Raw genomic sequence first — 22,911 nt, 5'->3', positions numbered from 1 at the left:
AGACTTAAGGGGGGAGGGAAGAGGATAAAAAGAACTCCAAAACCACGAGTATAGTGGTCTTGGAGTTCTTTTTTTATTTTTGCATCATAATTCTGTAAATCAGCATGGCGGCTTCGGCACGTGTGGAATGGGCAGTTGGTGTAAGCTGCTGCTGAGAGTCTCCTTTAATGAGACCTGCTGATACCAGCGTTGCAATATCATTTGCCGCATAATTAGAAATTTGATTATGGTCGGTGTAGCTGTCTAATGCAGAGGGGGAGGAAGAGGTCGTATTCGATTCCCATACCTCAGCAGCCTTCAATGCCCTAGCTGCCATAACAAACATTTCTTGTCTGGAGATGGAGTCATGAGGGTGGTAAAGGCCGTCGGTTTGGCCCGTAACGACCCCTAATTTCTGAGCTGTCATAAGTCCCTCATAAAAATAATCGTTAGGTGACACATCAGCAAAGCTATTTCCTTCTGCTGCGGATAGACCTAAAGCTCTAACCAATAAAAGTGCGAAATCTGCACGTGTAACAGTCTGGTCGGGCCTAAACTCTGTTTCTGTTACACCATTAATGACACCTTTTGATGTTAGTACTTCTACAATAAACTTCGCCCAATGAGAATCAGTTATGTCCCTGAACGTTTTGTGATTGTAAACGGCGGCGTATTGTCCAGATGAATTTGTTGTTGAGAAAATAGCTTGCTTCTTATCTGAATCATAATTCCCGCCTACTACCGGTTGGATGACTCCGTGCTCATTGACGTTCCACACTACAATAAAGGCGTTGTTCAATGGAGGTACAGCTGCTGGATAAGGAAGCCCAATTTGTATGGCCGAATTTAAACTCTCTAATTGAACTGTTGTACCATCCAAAAGTAACTCGTAATCAATAAGCAAACTTTCACCCAATTGCTTCTTTAAACTTCCTGTTGTATCGACAGGTTTGAGGAGCAAGGTAACCGTCTTCACATTGTCCAGTGTCTTCGCCGGGAATAGATTATCCGGAAGTACAAAGGTAGCTAGTGATGTATTGATCTCCAGCTGCAATGTGGATGCTCCAACAAGAAATGCTGCGGCAGGGAGAGTGACTTCAAATGAGCCAACATTTGACGATTGTTCCTCTGCGAGCTGAATTCTTAGGATTTTGTGGCCTGCGGAATTAGGTTTGGCTAAAGCCATAATCTTTTGTAAGGAAGATTCAGTCAATATTGCGCTAGCTTTTTCTCCATTCATAGTAGTAGGTATCTCAATACTTACGCTACCGTCCAAATGGAGTATAGTAGTGGCCGAATCTCCAACCGATGATCCGGAACTGCCTGAGCTCGCGGCAGCCGGCGGACTTGGAGAAGCGGTCGGACTTGGAGAAGCGGTCGGACTCGGAGAAACAGTCGGACTCGGTGAGGCCGTCGGACTTGGAGAAGCCGTTGGGCTCGGAGAAACCGTCGGACTCGGAGAAGCCGTCGGACTTGGAGAAGCCGTCGGACTCGGAGAAGCCGTCGGACTTGGAGAAGCCGTTGGACTCGGAGAAGCCGTCGGACTTGGTTCCGGCCCATCCAAAGGAATGAACTTCAAGAAATCGCCCCAGATTATATTCCCGTCAGTATCCCGAGAGTAATTGACTACAGGATTTAAGCTGACAAAGTTAGAATCACTCAGTTCTAAACCTGATTTATTCGCCGATCGCGTACCGTCAAACATGAAATTATTGTCCGCAGCTAAAGAAGCTGGATATTGGTCTTTTGCAATGTTGGCAGTTCGGTAAGATAAGAAACCGTCAATCGTAAAGTCTGCAGTAATGTGATCATAAGTGGTGAAGCTTATATTACCACGCGTATTGTTAAATCCGATGTTGTTGATGGCGATCACACCTGGATTACTATTGCTTGTAAAACCATAAGCGCCATTACCAAAGGCGATGGAATCGCGGATGGTATGTGTGACATGAATGCCTTCGCCACCAAGCTTGAAGCCATTTTTATCACCGGCACCTACGGTTCCGTCTGTTAAGAACCCATTGTTGAAGGCGGCGCTGTGCTCAATCAGCACTGAACCTATTGCACCTGAGCCTGCTTTCGTATATAAGTCCCAGCCATCGTCGATATTGTTATGCGCCAGACAACCTCTAAAAATATTACCAACACCCGCAGTCAATTTTGCCGCAAAGCCATCGGCATTATTGTCAGATGGATCACGGTTGTCGAAGGAGGTACTGTTGAGAATTAAGTTGTAGGAAGGCCATTCACTGAGTTCTATCGCGGTACCATCTGTTCGGCTGATTTGTAGACCAGTGTCACCATTCGCATAGAAACGGCTATTTTCAACGATGTTATAATTGCCTCCCACTGTAAAGCCCTTGGTATTCCCAGCTGAGCGAGTGAAATCAAGTCCCTTCACATGCCAATAGTTTCCGCTCAAGAGAACGCCTTCTGTTTTTTTGTCAAAATCAAAGATAGGTCTTGCTCCTGGTGCTGCTTCTATATACTTTTTGGCGGAGGCTTTGCCATCATTGTACTTTTTAATCTCAAGTGGTGATTTCCGCACATAACGACCCTCAAGCACAATAATATGCTGACCTGGTTTAACGAAATCAATCGCAGTATCGATATCAAGTGGGAGATTGATTGTTCCATCTCCGGAGCTTGATCCGGTGGGGGATACGTAGATATCATCATCTTCGTTATAACTTTTTAGGGTGACGGTAAAGTTGCTGATGATCTTCTCATAAGAGGTCAAATACTGAGTATCATCTGGTAAAAAAGTAATGCTGAAGTTCGTATCTCCTTGATCAAGAAGTCTCGTGGGAATAGAAAGACGTTTACCAGCTATTGCCTCGATATCCTGAGCGATGATCGTAGAACCTTGCTTCAACGTCACCGTTCCGTTGACATTAGAGCGCACAATCATTTGGTAAGCTGGATCTGAGGTTTTACTTAGTGAAAGTATATTTAAGCTAGGTGTGACGGGAGTCGCAGGTGGTTCTATTTTAGGAGAATCTGTAGCTGCTGAAGTGACTGTTAATTGAATATTGCTTACATTAATTGTGGCTAAACGAGCAGCATAGAATCCGACATACATTTTTGAATCCTGTACGCTTAGAATGTCTGGTGTGAAATGAATAGCTTGTTGGCCATTATTGAGCTGTCCTGTAAAACCACTATTCGTCTTTGCTAAGGTTAAATGGTAAGGTGCTGCTGGAACAGTATTGGCAGGTGCAGGACGTTCTTTTTGAAGCATGATGGTTTGAATCCCTTTACTGCCAGTCCCATCCGTTTTTTCAACTCCCGTACGGACAAAAAGCTGTGTGCCCAGATCGCTTTTCGTCCCGCCGCTATAACCACCGATGGCAGCTATATTGGATGCAAAGACGCTAGAATTTCCTTGTGTGCCGATGACGTCACGTGCCATAATGCCAAAAGATTCTTGCCCGTCATATGGATTTTTTGCAAAAGCCAACACTTGGATATCCGCAGACAGCACGAAATTATCTTCCGCAGCATCTAGCTCGGTGTAATAGAAGGTAATGCCGTCATGATCTTCGGTGACTTTACCGCCGCCTTCCAAAGCGATCAGTTGGGCGGATCCATCCTCGTTGACAATCGTCTGATTGTTAGCAGCTGAAGTGGACTGACCGAATTGAATGCTTTTCCAAACGGGATCCATCTTTTCTTTTACTGTAACGGAATACGTAATGGGCATAATAGAAGAATCGGTAGGGAGTATGCCAATTTCATACACTCCAGCTGCCTGATTGTTGAACTTGGAAGTGTCGAGCGTATAGCTGTTTAGCTTCTCTCTATCTGAATTATCATACACTTTGGATACGAAGAGATCTTTGCTGTCAAAGTTTTCGTTAATAAAAAAGGTAGTTTTAGGATAGCTGGTGACTTCGATGCCAAGTAGTTTTTTAACGTTGACCTTAACTTGAAAAGAGGTTGTTAAGCCTTTATGCGTAATTGTGATTTTTTTATCCCCAGATGTCGTGGTGTCGAGAAGAGAGACCTTGTATTCATTGTTCAACAGCCGAATCTGTGTACCATCACTGTAATGAGCATAAACCACAAGTCCTTCTAGTTTGAGGGAGTCACCGATATAGTAGAGTGTTTGTTTAGGTTCATTTCGAATTTCTAAAGCGGATAACGTCGCTGCTTTTACTTCCACGTTAAAGGTCGTTGTGATTGCCGGCGCCTCTGTTGAAGTAACGGATACCGCTGTGGAGCCTGATTGCGTAAATAGATACGGTAATAAATCGCTGATCGGTTGTCCGTTAATGGAGAGGGAATAAAGATCACTTGTCAGTTCTTTGGTCAGGAAGCCGTCGTTATAATTGGCAACAAGAACAAGACCTTCTGGATCGAAGGTATCCCCTGGGTAATATACGGTTTTAGCTGGATAATACTTCACTGATAATGAGGTCATAGATAATGGAACGATTTGCAAAGGAATGCTCACGAAAGCACCGTTGTAGTTAATGGTTATGATATTTTCTCCAACCTTGCTGCTATCAAAGCCTGTAACAATATAATCCGTAGAAGATAAAACTGCCTCGCTCTCATCAGAAAAAATAGCCTTAACGACTAATCCAGTCAAATCAAGGGGTTCACCAACCAGATAAGTGGTTTTCGTCATTGCGCTCGTATCAGCGGTTAAGCTGGTTACGATTTTGGATTCAAGCTGGATGTCTATGTCACTGAAAGTAACAGTTGCATCTCTAGCTACATAAATTCCGGCAAAAAGAGTATCTGTGAACGTATCGTCCAGTGTTATGATTTCGGTCTGATCACCCACACTTAATCGATAAGTAGCTCCTGATTTTTTAATACTTAGCGAATATACAGCTCCTGCGGACGGAGCCTGGATATCGCTAAAAGGATTTAACTTCACTTGGGTGTCTTTTTTATAAAAACCTTTCATTACCTGATCCAAAGCACCCACCGCCGCATAGTTAGAAGTGGTTGTGCTTGTATCTCCGTTCGTCCCAATACTGTCGCGGAGCATAAGACCGAAGGATTTCTGGTTAGGTGTGCTGACAGTGCTATTGCTATTAAAAGCAATCACTGAAGCGGTCGCTTTCAGTTCAAAGTTCGCTTCCACAGGAATCTCTTTCGAATAAAAAGATAATCCCTCATCGCTGCTGGAGATTTTGCCGCCGTAAGTCGTCATCGTTACAGAGGTTGGACTTTCAATTATAGGTTCGGGGTTCTTTGCTGGACTAGTATTGCCTCCGAAGGCGCTGAAGCCCCAAGGTCCTAGCTCGATTTGGCCTTCTTGACTGAATTGAATGTTTCGGAACGTAACCGTAGTATTTCTAGCAGTATAAAGGCCCGCATATTGAATGGAGCCGTCAAAGCTTTCGATCGTTTTGGTTTCATTGCCGATGCGGATAATATACAGATTTCCGGTCTTTTTGATGCTTAATTCGTAATTCTCTCCTTGGGCAGGGCGATTAGCGTTATCAAACACGTACCCAAGTTTCTGTAGGCTTGTATTTTGCAATTTATGAAACGCTTTCATTTCTTGATCCAAAGCACCCACGGCGACATAATCACCAGAGTAGGCTCCGAATTGGTTATCCCACACATTGCCGCGCAGCATTATTCCGAAGGAAACTTGGTTATTGGCTGTCCAAGCATCCACGTGAGCCGTTGCCTTCAATTCAAAATTAACACTTGGATCAACTTCTTTAAAGTAATAAGCGATACCTTCCGTGCTGCCCGATACTTTACCTCTATCGTTCGAGCTTCGCAGTGTTGCTGATCCATCCGTGTTCTCCGTAATGCCAAAGTTGGCCGCAGTAATCTTGTCTTGCCCCCCAACATCACCAAATACGCTACCTTGCCATTCACTTTGAATGTTAATCATTCCTTCATAAGGATCAGGTGCTTCCTCTGCAAACATCGATAACGGAAAAGAGGAACACAAAAGCAGGAAGGTTACGAGCATGGCTAACAAACGTTGTTGTTTTCTCAATGATTAAAACCTCTCCTTATATGATCGATTTTGACCAAAGCTAAGCTTGATCATCCGAAATTATACGTTATCACTAAAGCGTACAGCTATAATCAATACGCCATATAACGCTGTTTATGCAGCAGGAGAGGGAGAATCTGAGTTAATGACACCCAGTTTATGCCTTTGCTTCTGCTACTTACGTGGAGTTTTCGGAGTCTGTTGCTGGTGGTTAGTACGCTGGCGTGGTGGTTACGGGCGCCGAAGCTGCCGATAAGTATGCTCGCAGTAGAAGTCCGCGACCGTTTGAGCAAAAATTACATACTCGGTTGTCGTTAGTGAACCTAAGCTGCCGATAAGTACGTTCGCAGTGGAAGTCCGCGACCGTTTGAGCAAAAATTATGACCGCGATTGGAGTTACGGACCGTAACGCAGCTATTTCAGCTAATTCGCTCATTTTCCCTGAGTTTCGGACTGCATAGCTCTTAATGAGCAGAAAAAGTGGATCAGAGCAGTGTTTTTGAGTAAATAGCTACAACTGAGTCCGATAGCGTGGCGAAAACGAGGAAATTCAGCAAATAAGGGCTGTACGGTCCGAACGTATAGAGTGCATTGGTGATAGTCGTAGGTATTTCTGATAAGAAGCGTAGATTCTGGGGAATCAAAGCCTTTACACGGGCTTGTGCTGTTGTTAAGTACTTTCCGCGTGGTGGTTACGGACCGTAACGCAGCTATTTCAGCTAATACGCTCATTTTCCCTGAGTTTCGGACTGCATAGCTCTTAATGAGCAGAAAAAGTGGATCAGAGCAGTGTTTTTGAGTAAATAGCTGCGTCTGAGTCCGATAGCGTGGTGAAAACGAGGAAATTCAGGAAATAAGGGCTATACGGTCCGAACGTATGGAGTGCATTGGTGATAGACCTAGGTATTCTATAAGATACGTAGATTCTGGGGAAATCAAAGCCAATACACGGGCTTGGGCAGTCATTAATTACTTCCGCGGTTGTGGTTACGGACCGTAACGCAGCTATTTCAGCTAATTCGCTCATTTTCCCTGAGTTTCGCACTGCATAGCTCTTAATGAGCTGAAAAAGTGGATCTGAGCAGTGTTTTTGAGAAAATAGCTGCGTCTGAGTCCGATAGCGTGGTGAAATCGAAGATAATTGGAAAATAAGAGCTATACAGTCCGAACGTAGGGAGTTCAGCTGGCGAGAGTGCATAATGGATGGCAAACAGATTAAAACTGGCTTACAAAGTGAACCAAATCATCTAAATATGGCTCAACAACAATATGTCGTGGAAAAAAGACAGCGGTCAAATATGTTCTTAATGGTGATGAGGCATTCTTTTTTGAGAGCATAGAGTGATCAGCATCAGGAATATAGAAGACTGAAAGCAGATTTTCAGGAATTTTTTCACGGTAAACACGTTCGGTTTCCTCAACATCTACATTTATATCTTGCCCGCCAAGAACTAAATGGATAGGTGTAGTGAAGTTTTTTAAATCCCCGCTCGCATCTGACTGATAATTTTTAGCGAAAAAACCCCATTTTTCTTTGGAAATTAAATCGTCCGATTGTGCAATTCGCAAGTAACTTTCATACGACGCCTGTTCTTTAAGTAGCAGTAGGATTTGCGCGTTATAATCTTCTCTCTTTTTTATCTCCTGTTCTGAAAAACCTTCTAAAATCATCTCTTGTCTGGTATTGTAGTGTCCTTGAGAAATCCATTGAATGGCGGGGGATACAAGAATACTGAAGGCGAGATCAGGCACTTTTTTAACAATCTTAGGAATCACCCAGCCCGCCTGACTTGCTCCCCACAAACCAATAGCTTGATCATCAATCATAGGTAAGGCTTTAGCCCAGTTAATCGCATATATAGTTTCTTGCGCTCTATCCTCCATGCTTTGCTCTAGCCAGTTCCCTGAAGAACCCCCAATACCCGGTTTGTTAAGAGATAAGGAAGCATATCCGGCAGAGGCGAGCTTTTCCCACAAAGGTTTATATCCATCATCGTAAGTATCATTAACTGGGCCATCCCCATGAACAAAAACTACCAGTCCGACGGTTCCAGAGTAGCTTTTGGGCAGAACTAAGGTTCCTGTTAGTTGACCTTGAGGCGTATCTATTTCAATTTTTTGCTCAGTCATTGAAAAAGAATGTTGCTGTAGTACGAACAGGACCGCTGCAATCAACAACGAAATGGTAATCATCCAGACAGTTAGCTTAATTTTCTTTTTCATTCATTGATCCCCCAGATTGTAGCGATGTTTTTCTTATCATGTAATGCCAAACAGGCTCTTTAAAAAGTAAATGTCTTACCGCGCTATAGTCAGATTTATGGATCTCAAAGTTCAACTGCTGGTACATATTAATGGCACGTTTATTCTTGTTAGCAACATGTAGCGTTAATTTTTCAATTTCAGAATGACTGTTTACAAAATCTTCCGCCCAACCCAGCAACTCTTTGCCAATTCCCTTATTACGGTGACTGGACCGAACAGCCAAATGAGCCACATAACACTCTTTTGCTCTAGGTTGATAATCCAAAAAATATAACCCAAGGATTAACTTACAAACATTTAAGTATCCAAATTTCTTGAATAGCTGCAAAAAGGGAGCCCGATTCAGTGGTTTAATTGATCCTTTTTTAAGGGAGATTGTATCCTGCCATTTTAAGTAGATAGTGCCAACCACTTCTCCGTTTTCATAAGCGATTATTTGTTTAGATGATAAGGAAGAAGAATCTTGTTCCCAAAGTCTTATAAGTAGATCAGCAATTTCATTGTCCTCGAGAGAGAGGAGAGAGTGAAATTTCCCGTGAAATGCATCTACCAAAAGCCTGCTTACAGCCTCACGATCTTGTTCCTGGTAATGGGCGATGATAACCTCGTTTGTACTCATTTAGTGGTATCATCTAAGGCATGCTCGATTTGAATTTGAAGCTCATAATGAAGCTTGTCGTTGTTAAACATGGATAGGTACGATTTCTCCAAAATGATGATTGGTCCCAATACCATGTAGTGATGCCCATTTAAAAAGTGTTCCAGCTTGGCAATCTCATGATCTACATCCTGATCGTCTGTTACAAAAAATGCTTTATAGAGATAACACCCTTTTTCTAAAACAATGTCAGGGGCGGGAGTGGTTTCAATGGTTTCAAAGCATAAGGTTACTTGTTCAGAATCGTATACATAATGCAAATCTGTTTCAAATAAATGATGGTATTGCGGTCTTTTTTCATATAAACTTCGTGCAGTTATTGTTTCGTTATCCTCTAGCACCAACCACTTTTTCAGATAACGATTGTCCACATGTTTAATTTGATAATCCCCCTTCATGTTGCCATAATCTGCATGCTCTTTTAGTACCTTTTGTATAAATTGTTGCAGCATTATTAATTGGTTTATTTCTGAGTTGATTTTGTTTAACGATTTCTCTAACAGCAGTTGGTAGTCATTCGTTGCGGATTTATTCATACTTTGGTTAATGGTGCTGACAGGGATGTTTAATTTGCGGAGCAACAGGATATGTGCCAATTGATAGATCTCATCGATGCCGTACATCCGGTACTGATTATTGTCTATATAGGATGGAAACAGGATTTCTTTTTCTTCAAAATATCGAATCTGGTGGATAGATACATTCATAAGTTTTGATAGTTCGCCAATTGTAAGGTACGGATTCAAGGGCGGTGCTCCTAACTGTAAGTTATTTGATAAAATAACTATAAACCTTAGGTCAGACCTAAGGTCAAGTGTTGATTAAAATACGGACTAAGCAGAGCACTTTTTTTCTGAATAATGATTAGTAATAGTAATGGGTAGTATTGAAAAAGACTTAGATTTTGGAAGGACAATGCGGGGGTGCAACGGATTAGATTCAGGATCATTTTTTGTATGAGCCTTGCTGGTATGACCCTAGAGTTGCCGTTACGGACCATAATGCAGCTATTTCAGCTAATTCGCTCATTTTCCCTGAGTTTCGGACTGTATAGCTCTTATTGAGCTGAAAAATTAGGTCAGAGCAGTGTTTTTGAGTAAATAGCTGCAACTGAGTCCGATAGCGTGGCGAAAACGAAGATAATTGGGAAATAAGAGCTATACGGTCCGAACGTAACTTTGTTAATCAAACCAAACTAATCAAACCAAACTAGTCAAGTCATCACATTCTAAGCTGATAGGTTCGATTGCGTACTTTTCCACCGACGATCTCTAGTAGCTGCTGTTCAACTAACTCATGTAAAACACGTCGGGCATGGCGATTAGTGACTCTAAGATGATGGGTGAGTTCAACAGGTGTGAAAGGACGCAGAAGACGTCTTGCGAAACGAAGTGTTTCAGCTTCTAACCAAGTTAATGAAGAGGGCGCGTCTGAAGCCATGAATTTGCCGATGAATGCGAGTACTAGTTGTTGACATAGCTGAGGCTCGTCCGTGATTGAGGGATAGGCGATGGATAGGAAGGTCCAACCGTCTAGCGATAATAAGGAATGGCGTCTACATAAATCTTTGAATCGTCGTACATCAAGATCTCTAGCATGCGGACCGTAGCCTTGAATCTCAATTCCACCCTTTGCTCCACCTGGCATATAGGCCAGATCAAGATAACGATAACCATTGTTGAAATCGCGCACTTCCCATTCGGGGAACAAGTAGTTGAAGTTTCCTACAGCAGGAAACCATACGGCACGCAGAAATTCGACTGTTCCATAGCCCAACCCTTTTGCAAGAAGCTCCTGTCTGCGGGGATTGTTCTCCTTATCCAAGTTGATCTGTAACCATTCCTCTAGTTGCTGTTCGAATCTGGACATTTTGTATATCCTCCTTAAGTAATTTTTTGAAAAAAGAAAAAGCCGCTCCCATACAATTCCTCCTGAGCTTAACCCAGGATAGAGATTGTATAAAAGCGGCGTGTTCTTCACGACCTATAGTTGCTATTATAACGAGTGCTGGGGATTTCTTCAATGAGTTACTGTGTATAAAGATGACGAATTCTAATAGGTTTTAGATGAAGGAAGCTAGCATGGTGAACGAGCTGAATTTGCTGAAGTTAATAGTTACTCTAAAAGCGGATTCTTCCCCCGCGCGGCCGCATGGCTTTTCTAGGACGAACATCATGTGGTTACTGATCCGCAAAAATGGATTACGTGCTCTGCGCAATATCATTATTCATTTTCGAACGTTGCGGACAGTATTGCAGCTATTCGTACATTTTCGCTCGTATTCCAAAAGTTACGGACTGCATAGCTCTTATTAGCTGCAAATCGACTCAAAATGGGGTAGTTATGAGCGAATAGTTGCAACTGAGTCCGATAGCGTGGCAAAAACCTCGTTTTTCAACAAATAAGGTCTTTTGAGTCCGCAAACGCGCGGTGTAAGTATTCAGAGTTCCCAACGACGTCAGAATTGTCTATCTAGTCCAAGTCGTCAGATTATACATGTTGTCCATGTCACCAAAGTCATGTAACTCCGGGATGAACGGACCGTATTGCAGCTATTCGTACATTTTCGCTCGTATTCCAAAAGTTACGGACTGCATAGCTCTTATTAGCTGCATATCGACTCAAAATGGGGTAGTTATGAGCGAATAGTTGCAACTGAGTCCGATAGCGTGTCAAAACCTTCGTTTTTCAGCAAATAAGGTCTCCTGAGTCCGCAAGTGCCGGGCAGATGCGTTCGAGTCGCCAAAGTAGCACAAGTCGCCCAACTGTTCCATTCATTTCATCATTAAACTCATCATGCTCATACCGTCATCCTACTCATCATGGTCATATCAGACCCTCTTTTCATACAAGTCCCGCTTTTTCCGGAAAAAAATCCTAATAAAGGCCTATTACTTTGTCGAATTGTGAAGGAAATTAGAAAATTTTATAGAATTATCTATGTTCATCTAAACTTTTTACTCTACATCACGTGTTGCAGGATGGCCCTGGTGATTGCTGCAGCTTTACTCTTCCATAAAAGGGGCCGATACGATGCTCAAAAGGACATTACTTATCTATTTGATTGGTTTAATTTTATTATCTGCGATTCCTCTATCCATTCTTATGGGTCACGATAAACAAGGAAGTCACCTGCAAGTGCAGCATGGAGTCATGGATCTCGCGGCTTGGGATTATGAACAGGATAAGATTATCAAGTTAGACGGTGAATGGGAGTTTTATTGGAACCAGCTATTAACTTCTGAGCATTTTAGGGCGGGTAGCGCAGATATACCTGATTCTACAGCTTGGATGGAGGTGCCCTCCCGGTGGAACGGCAACATCGTTAATGGAAGCCCTTTACCCGCCTTCGGTTCCGCCACCTATCGGATGGTTCTAAAAAACCTGCCTGTAAGCGGGGTATTCGCCTTGAAAAAAACTAATATCCGCTTTTCAAGCAGGATTTTTGTTAATGGACAGTCAGTTATTGAGGATGGTAATCCTGCTGCTAATGAAGCTGATTATCGGTCAGGGAATATCCCGCTGATTGGGCTTTTTTCGTCTGATAAGGGAGATGTAGAAATCATAATTCAAGTCTCTAACTTCGATTATGTAAATGGGGGCATTCCGGTTTCTTTATCCTTTGGTGAGGAAGCAGCAATGATGGAGGTTCAGCAGAAGAGTACGGCCCGTGAATTTAGCACCGTTGCTATTTTAGGCACACTTGCCCTTATCTTTTTTATCTGCTTTGGGGCAGCGTCCTTATACCGTAAGCAGGATTACTCTTTACTTGTGTTTGCAACTATTTGTTTGCTGTTTGCGATATATCATGGGTTGATCGGCGAGCGTTCACTCTTACTCTTTTTCCCTAAACTTTCGTTCATAGTGCTCTACAAAGTAAAGGATATAAGCTCCATCTCCTGCTTTATTGTGCTCGCAATATTTTTTTACCAAATGCACAAAAGCATAATATCTTTAAAATTTACTCAAGCCATAACGATTGTTTTAGGCAGCTTTATAATTCTGGTCGCCATCCTGCCGATTCGTTCTTACACGGTCATTTATCCGTATGTGATTATTTTATATGAGCTGATGTTAATTTGGATGTTATGTAGAGTGGCCACCCTGTATATCAGAAGCGCAGAAGTAAATAGAATCAAATTGCTGCTGATGTTTATGGCGATTCTAGCTATTAATCTATATTCCATAGACATTATTTTGTTTGCTCTTTCTATAAAAGAGAACCTTTGGCTCGGGCAGTTTTACATTGTGGCTTTTAATATCATCATGATCGTGCTGATTGTTCTACGTTTTTTTGAAGCCTACCATACCATAGACGAGATGAAAAACCAGCTGATCGGGCTGGATAAAATTAAAGATGAATTCCTTTCCAACACCTCACATGAACTAAAAACACCTCTAAATGCCATAGTGAACATTACAGCTACGCTGCTGGATGGGGTTGAGGGTCCAGTTAATGAAAAACAAGCGCAGAATCTAGCGATCGTAATAGGGAGCGGCAGAAGATTAACACATATGGTAAATGAACTACTTGATTATTCCAAAATGAAGTATGGAGACATCACATTATACAAAAGCAACCTGGATTTGAAAGCCGTTGTTGATTCCGTCATGGGTATTCATTCTTTTTTGCTCGGAGAAAAGTCGATCCTGCTCGTTAACAGAGTCGCTTCGAATTTCCCTATGGTGAATGCAGATGGCAATCGTCTGATTCAAATTTTCCACAACTTGGTTGATAATGCGATTAAATTTACGGAACAGGGTGAAATAGAGATTAGTGCCAGAGTTATTCAGGAGTGGGTGGAAGTACGTGTGGCAGACACAGGTTTGGGAATCTCACCGGATATGCAGGAGCGTATTTTCAAAGCTTTTGAGCAGGTGGATGAGGCGGAGATTCATAGTCATGGTGGAACAGGGCTCGGATTAAGTATTACTAAGAAGCTAGTAGAACTGCATGGTGGGAACATAGCTGTGGAATCTACAGTGGAAAAAGGTTCGGTGTTTATTTTTACACTTCCACGGTGGGATAAAGCGGTTAAGCCAATCTCGAGGCCAACCCTTAAGGCGGCACATTCTTATAAAAAATTAAGTTTCTCTCATGGTGATTATCCCCTTTATATCAAAGGCGAGATCGATGAGCCCATTTTAGTAGTGGACGATGATTTTGCCAATCTGCAATCTATGATCAATCTGTTTAAGCTAGAGAAATATTCTATTGTGGTTGTCAATCGCGGGCAGATGGCACTTGAGGAGCTAGCGAAAAACACAGACTTTTTTCTGGTGGTACTGGATATTACCATGCCGGACATTTCGGGTTACGAGATTCTGCAAAAGATTAGAGAGAGATTTACTCCTTTTGAGCTACCTGTGTTAATGCTGACGGCCAAGAACAGGGTGAGCGATATGAAGATGTCCATGGATAACGGTGCAAATGACTATGTGGGAAAACCTTTTGAAGCTGAAGAGCTAATGGCACGTGTTAAAAGTCTGACCCGATTGAGAGCTTCCGTGAAGACTGCTAAAGACGCCGAAATTGCTTTTTTACGATCCCAGATCAAACCTCATTTCTTATACAATGCTCTGAATTCAATTGCTGAACTATGTGTGGAAGAACCTGAGAAGGCCGAAGAGTTGACACTGCAGCTGTCCCAGTATTTGCGAAGCAGCTTTGATTTCAAACAACTGGATTCACTAACGAGTCTGGAGAATGAGCTTGAGCTGGTAGAGGCTTATATCAATATTGAAAAAGCACGCTTCGGTGCCAGATTAAATGTGGAATATGATGTGAGAGTGAATACGGATTACCGGATTCCTCCGCTGATTCTACAGCCTTTGGTCGAAAATGCAATAAGGCATGGCCTAATGTCCAATTTGCGGGGTGGCACGGTAATTATATCTGTAAAAGAATTAGAGAATTCTGTGATTAGCTTTATTGTGGAGGATAATGGATCTGGAATGAGTGAGCATAAATTGAAAGAAGTAATGCAGTCAGATGTAGATAAAAGAGGGGTGGGGCTGTGGAATATCAGTCAGCGCATCAAGCTATTATATGGAAAAAATATTCATATTCAAAGTGCTGAAGGATTAGGCACAACGGTATCTTTTGAAATTCCAATACAGCAGCTTAAGCGGATGGGAGGTTGAGGCATGCTGCGAGCGATTATTGTAGATGATGAGGAGTTATCGGTAAAACGCCTGAAGCGGATCTTATCGCAGAGCGGAGAGATTGATGTCTATGAGACGTTTTTGAATCCTGCGGAAGCCTATGCTTTTGCGAAGGCCAATCCGATAGATGTAGCTTTTTTGGATATTTCTATGCCTGAGACGAATGGGATGAAGCTTTCTAGCCTTTTGCATGAATTGGATGAATCGATAGATGTGGTTTTTGTAACCGGATTTGATGAGTATGCGCTGCAGGCTTTTGACCTGAGTGCAGTGGATTATCTTTTGAAGCCTGTAACTGCGGAGCGGTTGTCTAAGACGTTAGAGAAACTCAAAAAAATAAATCGAAATACAACGGCTGAGCCTACGTTAGAAGTTTTTTTATTTAATGGTTTAAAAGTGTACCGCAGAACGCAGAACAGAGAGCTAATCAAGCTGAGAAGTCCAAAAACAGAAGAATTATTTGCTTTTCTGGTTAGTAAAGGGACGGTTAGCCGGGAGGAAATTATCGACACGTTGTGGAGCGGATTGGAGCCTGAAAAAGCATGGAAGAATCTGAACTCGACGCTGTATTATATTCGAAAAGCAATCGGCGCCAATTATATAAAAGCTAGCAGGAATGAAATTCATGTAGTAGAAAGCAGCATTTATTGTGATCTGTATGAATTTGAGCGATTGTTAAAGCAAATCAGGCAAACCTCTGAAAGACATGTTGAATGGATGATTCAAGCAGAAGTTTTATACACAGGAGCATTACTCAAAGGAAAAGCCTATGAATGGGCCAGTGGCAGGACGCGCAGACTCGAGCATGAATATATAGGATTGCTGGAGCTGGCTGCAAGATTTCATTTGGAGCAGAATCAGCAGCAGCAAGCACTGCATTATTTTGGAGAAATAATAAAATTAGATTCCTTGCGAGAGGACATCTATCATGAAATCATTAACTTATTAATTGAATTAGGGCGAATGAATGAAGCACAGCGGAAATTTGGTCAATTGGAAGAGATGCTGCAGCAAGAGCTCGGAACAACACCCGATCCTAAACTTAAAGCGTTAATGAAACAGAAGTTATTGTAATGGAAGGAACCTTCGAAAGGATGGCTATCGAGGGTTCTTTTTTTGTTTATTTTTTGTTTATCTTAATTTTGTATAATACTCTCGATTATTGTCGAATTAAGGACATGATTTATGCTAGAGGGGGAAATAGAGTTTGAAGCCATCATTTATGAAAATAGGCATTAGTATTTCGTTATGTACTGGACTTGTGGTGCAGGGGGTGGGTCCTATGCAAACTCCAATCATAAGTGCAAAAGCTAGTTTCGGTTGGCTCGAGAATAGCCCAGCTATAATAACGTCGATCAATGAAGATGACTATTCCAACGCAGGAGTTGAGGTAGCCAGCTTTTTGACAGGAAAAGTATCGGATCCAGCGTCAACAGGGATTGCTGTAGTAGCTTTAGATAATACCAAAGGGGCCTGGCAGTATTACAACACGGTGGGACGAATTTGGTATAATATCGAGCCGGTGTCAAACAGTAATGCTTTTCTGCTGCTGAAATCGGAGAAAATCCGTTTTGTCCCGGCGAAAGACTGGAACGGAACGGCATCCATTAGCTTTAAGCTATGGGATACAACAGCATCCGGTTATCAAAATTATCAAAAAAATGCGAATACCACAGTATCTGCCGCGTTCAGCTCAGATCCGGGTATAGCCGTAATTACTGTAAATCCAGTGAACGATGCACCTTATCTGACAGAACTAAATGGTGGGGACTATCTTAGTTTTGACGGTAACGGGGATTATGTGACCTTCCCGGATCAACGGATTTATGGGAATTCTTTTACAGTTGAAGGATTTTTGAAGGTAGATGCTTTTCAGACATGGATGAGATTTTTTGAATCTTCGATCGCAGAGCAGAACCACAATATTTTTGTAGGTTTTAACGGTAAACGGATGAATTTCACTGCCTACACTAATAAGGGAGATATTAATGTCACTGAGGATTTCCCGATTTCTAAATGGGTTCATGTCGCGATTGTTTATGATCACAGTCAGAAAAAGGGACGGATTTATTGGGATGGTGTACTTAAGGCAGAAGGGGCCATGGATTTAAGTACAGTAGGAAACGTTGCACGTCCGAATAACTGGCTTGGAAAAAGCACGTGGAGACAGGACGGAGATTATAACGGTGGAATGAGAGACGTGAGGTTCTGGAGTAAAGCCAAGACCCAAAGTGATATTGTTCGAGAAATGAATGTCGACTTGACAGGCTCGGAGCCTAATCTGGCTTTAAACTATAAATTAGCGAATAGCAATGATGGGAATGTCGCTATTAATACCTCTGGTCTTCCCCTTAAGAACGGCACAATTACTGGGGCAACCTGGAAGCAGGACACAGGTTTTATGGGGAATACTACAACCGATAAAAACAAGTCGGTCTCACGATCCTTTAAGGTTCTCGATGTGGATGGAGATGACCTACAAGTATCAGCTACTTCCTCGAATACGCTCTTAATTCCGAATAATGGACTGAAAATAAGTGGAAGTGGTGAGTTACGAACTTTAGAAATAACACCCGCGGCGAATGCTTTTGGCACCAGTGTGATTTCTGTTAAGGTAAGTGATGGAGCATTAAGCAACACCTACACTTTTAATGTGACGGTAAACAATACGGGGGATGTAATCGTAACCGGAGTGACCCTGGATAAACCAACACTCAGTTTAACGGAAGGAGAAGCAGGAGACACGCTTAGTGCCGTAATAGCACCTGCTAATGCCACGAACAAAACAGTAAATTGGAGCTCTAGTGATGAGACTATTGCAACCGTTGTAAACGGGGTGGTAACTCCAGTTGGCGTTGGAACAGCGATCATCACGGTAACGACTACTGATGGAAGTTTTACTGCTTCGTCTGTAGTAAATGTGAGTGCCCCAATCCCGCCCGTTGTGGACGTAACTGGAGTGAAGCTAGATCAGGAGACACTGAATTTAACAGCTGGTGAAGCTGATGGACTCCTAAAAGCAACAATAGAGCCTGCCAATGCAACGGATAAAGACGTGATCTGGAGCTCTAGTGATGAGACAGTCGCGACCGTTGTGAACGGAGTAGTAACTCCGGTTGGTGAGGGGACAGCAGTTATTACGGTAACGACGAAAGATGGAAGTTTTACAGCTTCGTCTGTAGTAAATGTGAGTGCCCCAATCCCGCCCGTTGTGGACGTAACTGGAGTGAAGCTAGATCAGGAGACACTGAATTTAACAGCTGGTGAAGCTGATGGACTCCTAAAACCAACAATAGAGCCTGCCAATGCAACGGATAAAGACGTGATCTGGAGCTCGAGCGATGAAACAGTCGCGACCGTTGTGAACGGAGTAGTAACTCCGGTTGGTGAGGGGACAGCAGTTATTACGGTAACGACTAAAGATGGAAGTTTTACAGCTACAACCACAGTTAGTGTGAGTGCTCCAATCCCGCCGGTTGTGGATGTAACTGGAGTGAAGCTAGATCAGGAGACACTGAATTTAACAGCTGGTGAAGCTGATGGACTCCTAAAAGCAACAATAGAGCCTGCCAATGCAACGGATAAAGACGTGATCTGGAGCTCGAGCGATGAAACAGTCGCGACCGTTGTGAACGGAGTAGTAACTCCGGTTGGTGAGGGGACAGCAGTTATTTCGGTAACGACGAAAGATGGAAGTTTTACAGCTACAACCACAGTTAATGTAGCCGCTCCTAAGCCACCTGACGTTATCGTAACTGGGGTGACTTTAGACCAGACAGAACTTAACTTAACATTGGGTGAAGGCGAGGGAACTCTACAAGCGACAGTAGCACCTGCTAATGCAACAAATAAAGGTATGATCTGGAGCTCGAGCGATGAGACAGTAGCTAAGGTTGTTTATGGAGTAGTAACGCCGATTGGTGAAGGAACAGCCATCATAACGGTAACGACGAAAGATGGTAGTTATACGGCTTCTACAACCGTTACTGTGAAGGCATCTGTTAAACCAGTTACAGCACCTGGAATTCCAACATCCGTAACTGCAACTGCAGAGAATGGTCAAGCAATCATCACCTTTATCCCGCCGGTGAACGATGGAGGCAGCGAAATCACAGGATATATTGTAACTGCTAATCCGGGAGGTTTGACGGTTACAGGAACTGGAAGTCCTCTGACAATCAGTGGTTTGACGAATGGAACAAGCTATACCTTCACGGTACAGGCAATCAATAAAGCTGGCATCAGCGAATTCTCTGCTGAGTCCAATGCAGTTGTTCCTAGCACTCCATCTGGTGGTGATGTTGTTGTTCCGTCGCAACCAACCCCATCACCAACTCCGGCACCTGTGGTAAATGCTGCTTCCATTCTAATCAATGGTAAAGCTGAAACAGTTGGAACCGCAACGAATGGTAAACGGAATGAGCAAACGTTAACCACTATTGTGTTAGATCAGAAGAAGCTAGAGGAGAAGCTCGCCACTGAAGGTAAAGGTACAGTAGTTTCTATCGGTGCAAATAGTAAATCTGATGTTATAGTTAGCGAATTAAATGGACAAATGGTTAAAAATATGCAGGGTAATCAAGCGATTCTTGAGATTAAAGCGGGAAATGCGACATTTACACTGCCTGCTCAACAAATTAATATTGACGCTTTGAACGAGCAAATCGGCAAGTCGGTAGCTTTGCAAGATATTAAGATACAGATTGAAATTAGTGCTCCTACAGCCGATAAAGTTAAAGCTTTAGAAGCAGCTGCGCAAAAAGGATCCTTCTCATTAGTTTCCGCGCCAGTTAATTTTACGGCTAGAGGTATCTACGGAGATAAGAGTATTGAACTTTCCCAATTCAATACGTATGTTAAACGTACCATAGCCATTCCTGAAGGGATGGACCCGAACAAGATTACAACGGGAGTGTACGTTGATTCCGAAGGTTCGGTACAGCATGTTCCTACTAAAGTGGTTGTAATTGATGGCAAATATTTTGCTACTATCAACAGCCTAAGCGGAGGTACTTACTCCGTAATCTGGCATCCGCTTGAATTTAGTGATGTAGCTAATCACTGGGCAAAAGAGGCAGTGAACGATATGGGCTCCCGATTAGTCATTGAGGGAACAGGTAGTGGTCAATTTACTCCGGATCAAGCCATTACCCGTGCTGAGTTTGCGGCGATTGTTGTGCGCGGTCTGGGACTTGAGATGGAACAAGCTGCAACACCATTCTCAGATGTAAAGACCACGGATTGGTATAACAGTGCGATCAACACGGCATTTACTTATCAATTAATCAATGGTTTTGAAGATGGCATGTTCCGCCCTGATGAACATATTACCCGTGAACAAGCGATGTTAATTATTGCTAAAGCGATGAAAATTACAGCGCTACAGACTAAGCTTTCTGTTCAATCGGTTGACGTTTTGTTAGCTCCATTTACAGATAGTAGTGAGGTTTCTAACTGGGCAATCAGTGGAGTTACTGACACTTTGCAGGCAGGCATTATCATGGGAAGAAGCAGTAAAGGGCTTGCTCCGAAAGATGATATGACCAGAGCTGAGGTTGCAGAGATCGTGAAGCGGCTACTTGAAAAGTCGGATTTAATCTAATCTACTGAGCTCCAGAATTGTGATCATTAGAGGATTCGTTCAAAGAACATTGAACGAATCCTCTTTTCTTTTTATGGCTTAGCTCGTTTATACGATAATTAATCATTAATGATGTATTTCAGACAGCACAATCAGGCCATGCAGAACGGCTGAAAGAAATCCCGAAAGCTCATCCGCACCTTGCGAATATGGAGAATAATATATTCGATAGTGATGGTTATACTTCCTTACATTCTGCTGCTTTTCATACGGATAATGTAGAACTAATAGAGTTGTAAATCGAACATGGCGCCGACATTTCTGCTAAAATAAAAAGTGGTGAATCTGCATGGTCGGTTGCGATTAAGCAGAGTAATCATAATGTTGCAGAAATTCTTCGCGGAAAAGGAGTAGTCTTGAATGAAAATCACAGTGGATGATAAGAATGATTCAACGGTAGCTATAATCTCTGGTGAGGAGATCATAATCAATAATGTAAGGGATGCCTTAGACTTAATGATGAATGTGAAATACCAAGGATGCGATAAAATGCTTCTGAGGAAGGAACAGATTACGGATGATTTTTTCGAGCTAAAGTCTGGAGTTGCTGGTGAGATTGCACAAAAATATACAAACTATCAGATGAGAGTTGCTATCGTAGGAGAATTTACAAGCTATAACAGCAAAAGTCTGAATGATTTTATTTACGAATGCAATCAAGGCGATAAAATGTTGTTCAAAAGTACTGAAGCTGAGGCTTTAGCGGCCCTACATTTATGCAAATCGTGGAGATGATCCAGAGAGGAGTTATATCATGGATGAAAGTAAAATCACATATGAATCGATCGATGCCTATATTTCCGGGTTTTCGCTTGAGGTTCAGGAAATCCTTAATACGTTAAGAAAGGTGATAAAAGAGGCGGCACCGGAAGCAGAGGAAAAAATAAGCTATCAGATGCCTACTTTTGCATTACACGGAAATTTGGTGCATTTCGCTGCTTATCCCAAGCATATTGGATTCTATCCAACTCCAAGTGGAATTAATGCTTTTAAAGATGAATTATCAGGCTATAAAGGTGCTAAAGGTTCCGTTCAATTCCCTATTGATAAGCCTATGCCTTATGAATTAATTAGCAAGATTGTAACCTTCAGAGTCGCTGAGAATCTAAAAAAAGTTGAAGCAAAATAAGGTCTCTACTGGTATGAAATAGAGAGGTCCATCTGGTCAGGGCTGGAAGTGTGCATCCATTGTTGATGTTCTTCTTGATGCTGGTGAACATTGGATCCACTTCCGAGGCACTCCTGCCTCTTTTTCCTCATTTCGGACGTCGTACAAACGCCAGTATGATATCCTGGGCATAGTCCCCGAACCCACTTCCGAACAGATTTAGTCCTCGTTTATTGAGTGCATCCTCCCGAATTTCAAAACGTACACGAATAGGTTCATTAAACGCCAGCTTTAAAGAGCTGATTGTAGTGGAAGATGAGAGAGAACCATTACAGCTGCTGCCCGATTCCGAGACACTCCATGTAGTAAGAGCTCCATATTCAGTTCCACTTCTCCAACGTTCAGGGGTCAGTTTCCCTTTGCGGTTCCCGAAATCGGAGGGACAGGTCCAAGTCCCGACTAACTGGTCATTGATGGATAAGCTGATATCACTGGCCCAATCCTCTCGAAATGAAGGGGCTTCTGAGCATACTTCTGCCGAAATGCGGATTTCGTCCAACTCGACGCCTGGAGGCAGGGGGTTGGCAAAATAGTATTCGACATAACCGGCTTCTGCGAACCATAAGAGAGAGGCATCGACTCGTTCAGGCATGTAGAATGCTCTTGGATCATCTTGGGAGCCAATGACACCACCATCTTTTCCGGCCATCCCGCAGGACGGTTGTATGGAGCAGTGGGAGAACATTCCGATGGGCATATGTATTTCCTCAGTTTGATGCAGCCCATCCCCTAGCTTTGAAGGGAGATCGAGTTGAATAGAGCGACAGGTGACCGCACAGATTTTTTCGCGATTTGCTCCTTGTGTAGATGAGATAAGATTAACCTGTTCTAACGTCTGCACATTGATAGATATCGTTGGCTGAGCTACACCTAACGTCTCAGCTAATTGACTGACACTCATAGGCTTCTCTCCAAGGGCTTCAAGAATGCGGACGCGGACGTCACCAGACAGTGCTTTAGCTACATCTAAAATGCGTGACGCGGGATAACGTATCGTTTCTTGTGAAATATCATTCATCATATTTGTTCCTTTTCGTATAGGATGGGTTGAGGTTATTGTA

12 protein-coding genes are annotated in these 22,911 nt (G+C 42.7%); 6 read left to right on the top strand and 6 right to left on the bottom strand.

Features of this window, described 5'->3' with window-relative positions; genetic code table 11:
- Window positions 1–73: 73 nt before the first annotated feature.
- The 5 genes from NST25_RS17900 to NST25_RS17880 form a co-directional block, all read right to left on the bottom strand.
- Window positions 74–5,953, bottom strand: a complete 5,880-nt coding sequence (locus tag NST25_RS17900; protein ID WP_340392061.1) for a bacterial Ig-like domain-containing protein — start codon at window positions 5,951–5,953, stop codon at window positions 74–76.
- 1,215 nt (window positions 5,954–7,168) lie between these two features.
- Complete coding sequence (locus NST25_RS17895) at window positions 7,169–8,176, bottom strand: alpha/beta hydrolase (protein WP_339187398.1); 1,008 nt, start codon at window positions 8,174–8,176, stop codon at window positions 7,169–7,171.
- Complete coding sequence (locus tag NST25_RS17890) at window positions 8,160–8,837, bottom strand: GNAT family N-acetyltransferase (RefSeq protein WP_339187396.1); 678 nt, start codon at window positions 8,835–8,837, stop codon at window positions 8,160–8,162. Before NST25_RS17890 ends, NST25_RS17895 begins: the two co-directional genes overlap by 17 nt.
- The gene (locus NST25_RS17885; protein ID WP_076305730.1) at window positions 8,834–9,622 is read right to left on the bottom strand and encodes a MerR family transcriptional regulator; all 789 of its coding nucleotides are present in this window, start codon (window positions 9,620–9,622) and stop codon (window positions 8,834–8,836) included. The genes NST25_RS17890 and NST25_RS17885 overlap by 4 nt, the downstream gene beginning before the upstream one ends.
- A 475-nt stretch (window positions 9,623–10,097) precedes the next feature.
- Window positions 10,098–10,745 (bottom strand): transcriptional regulator, encoded by a 648-nt coding sequence (locus NST25_RS17880; protein ID WP_076182320.1) that lies wholly within the window; start codon window positions 10,743–10,745, stop codon window positions 10,098–10,100.
- A 212-nt stretch (window positions 10,746–10,957) separates the two neighbouring features.
- On the opposite strand from NST25_RS17880, the gene NST25_RS17875 reads away from it, so the two are divergent.
- The 6 genes from NST25_RS17875 (at window position 10,958) to NST25_RS17850 (ending at window position 21,811) form a co-directional block, all read left to right on the top strand.
- Window positions 10,958–11,191 carry a hypothetical protein gene (locus tag NST25_RS17875; protein ID WP_340392057.1) on the top strand — a complete coding sequence of 78 codons (234 nt, stop codon included), beginning with the start codon at window positions 10,958–10,960 and terminating at the stop codon, window positions 11,189–11,191.
- A gap of 718 nt (window positions 11,192–11,909) precedes the next feature.
- Window positions 11,910–15,020, top strand: a complete 3,111-nt coding sequence (locus NST25_RS17870; RefSeq protein WP_340392054.1) for an ATP-binding protein — start codon at window positions 11,910–11,912, stop codon at window positions 15,018–15,020.
- Between the two features lie 3 nt (window positions 15,021–15,023).
- Window positions 15,024–16,115 carry a response regulator gene (locus tag NST25_RS17865; RefSeq protein ID WP_076309250.1) on the top strand — a complete coding sequence of 364 codons (1,092 nt, stop codon included), beginning with the start codon at window positions 15,024–15,026 and terminating at the stop codon, window positions 16,113–16,115.
- A gap of 133 nt (window positions 16,116–16,248) precedes the next feature.
- The gene (locus NST25_RS17860) at window positions 16,249–20,643 is read left to right on the top strand and encodes an Ig-like domain-containing protein (protein WP_340392052.1); all 4,395 of its coding nucleotides are present in this window, start codon (window positions 16,249–16,251) and stop codon (window positions 20,641–20,643) included.
- 399 nt (window positions 20,644–21,042) lie between these two features.
- Window positions 21,043–21,417: a DUF4180 domain-containing protein gene (locus tag NST25_RS17855; RefSeq protein ID WP_076128242.1), complete on the top strand. Its 375-nt coding sequence runs from the start codon at window positions 21,043–21,045 to the stop codon at window positions 21,415–21,417.
- Window positions 21,418–21,436: 19 nt separating this feature from the next.
- Entirely contained in the window at window positions 21,437–21,811 is a 375-nt protein-coding gene (locus tag NST25_RS17850) for a DUF1801 domain-containing protein (protein ID WP_076304056.1), read from the top strand.
- Window positions 21,812–21,938: 127 nt separating this feature from the next.
- Here NST25_RS17850 and NST25_RS17845 read toward each other — a convergent pair whose 3' ends face one another.
- A complete protein-coding gene (locus NST25_RS17845; protein ID WP_254848923.1) occupies window positions 21,939–22,871 on the bottom strand; it encodes a helix-turn-helix domain-containing protein in 933 nt (310 codons plus the stop codon).
- Window positions 22,872–22,911 lie beyond the last annotated feature (40 nt).

The sequence above is a fragment of the Paenibacillus sp. FSL E2-0190 genome, from assembly GCF_037992965.1.
Classification (GTDB): Bacteria; Bacillota; Bacilli; order Paenibacillales; family Paenibacillaceae; genus Paenibacillus_AQ; species Paenibacillus_AQ odorifer.
Note: the sequence above shows the minus strand (reverse complement) of the source record. Positions and strands in the feature narration are given on the sequence as shown.

Coding starts and splice junctions, on each gene's coding strand:
- NST25_RS17895 (WP_339187398.1), bottom strand. CDS start 8,176: ATGAAAAAGAAAATTAAGCTAACTGTCTGGATGATTACCATTTCGTTG.
- NST25_RS17890 (WP_339187396.1), bottom strand. CDS start 8,837: ATGAGTACAAACGAGGTTATCATCGCCCATTACCAGGAACAAGATCGT.
- NST25_RS17880 (WP_076182320.1), bottom strand. CDS start 10,745: ATGTCCAGATTCGAACAGCAACTAGAGGAATGGTTACAGATCAACTTG.
- NST25_RS17875 (WP_340392057.1), top strand. CDS start 10,958: ATGGTGAACGAGCTGAATTTGCTGAAGTTAATAGTTACTCTAAAAGCG.
- NST25_RS17870 (WP_340392054.1), top strand. CDS start 11,910: ATGCTCAAAAGGACATTACTTATCTATTTGATTGGTTTAATTTTATTA.
- NST25_RS17865 (WP_076309250.1), top strand. CDS start 15,024: ATGCTGCGAGCGATTATTGTAGATGATGAGGAGTTATCGGTAAAACGC.
- NST25_RS17855 (WP_076128242.1), top strand. CDS start 21,043: ATGAAAATCACAGTGGATGATAAGAATGATTCAACGGTAGCTATAATC.
- NST25_RS17850 (WP_076304056.1), top strand. CDS start 21,437: ATGGATGAAAGTAAAATCACATATGAATCGATCGATGCCTATATTTCC.
- NST25_RS17845 (WP_254848923.1), bottom strand. CDS start 22,871: ATGATGAATGATATTTCACAAGAAACGATACGTTATCCCGCGTCACGC.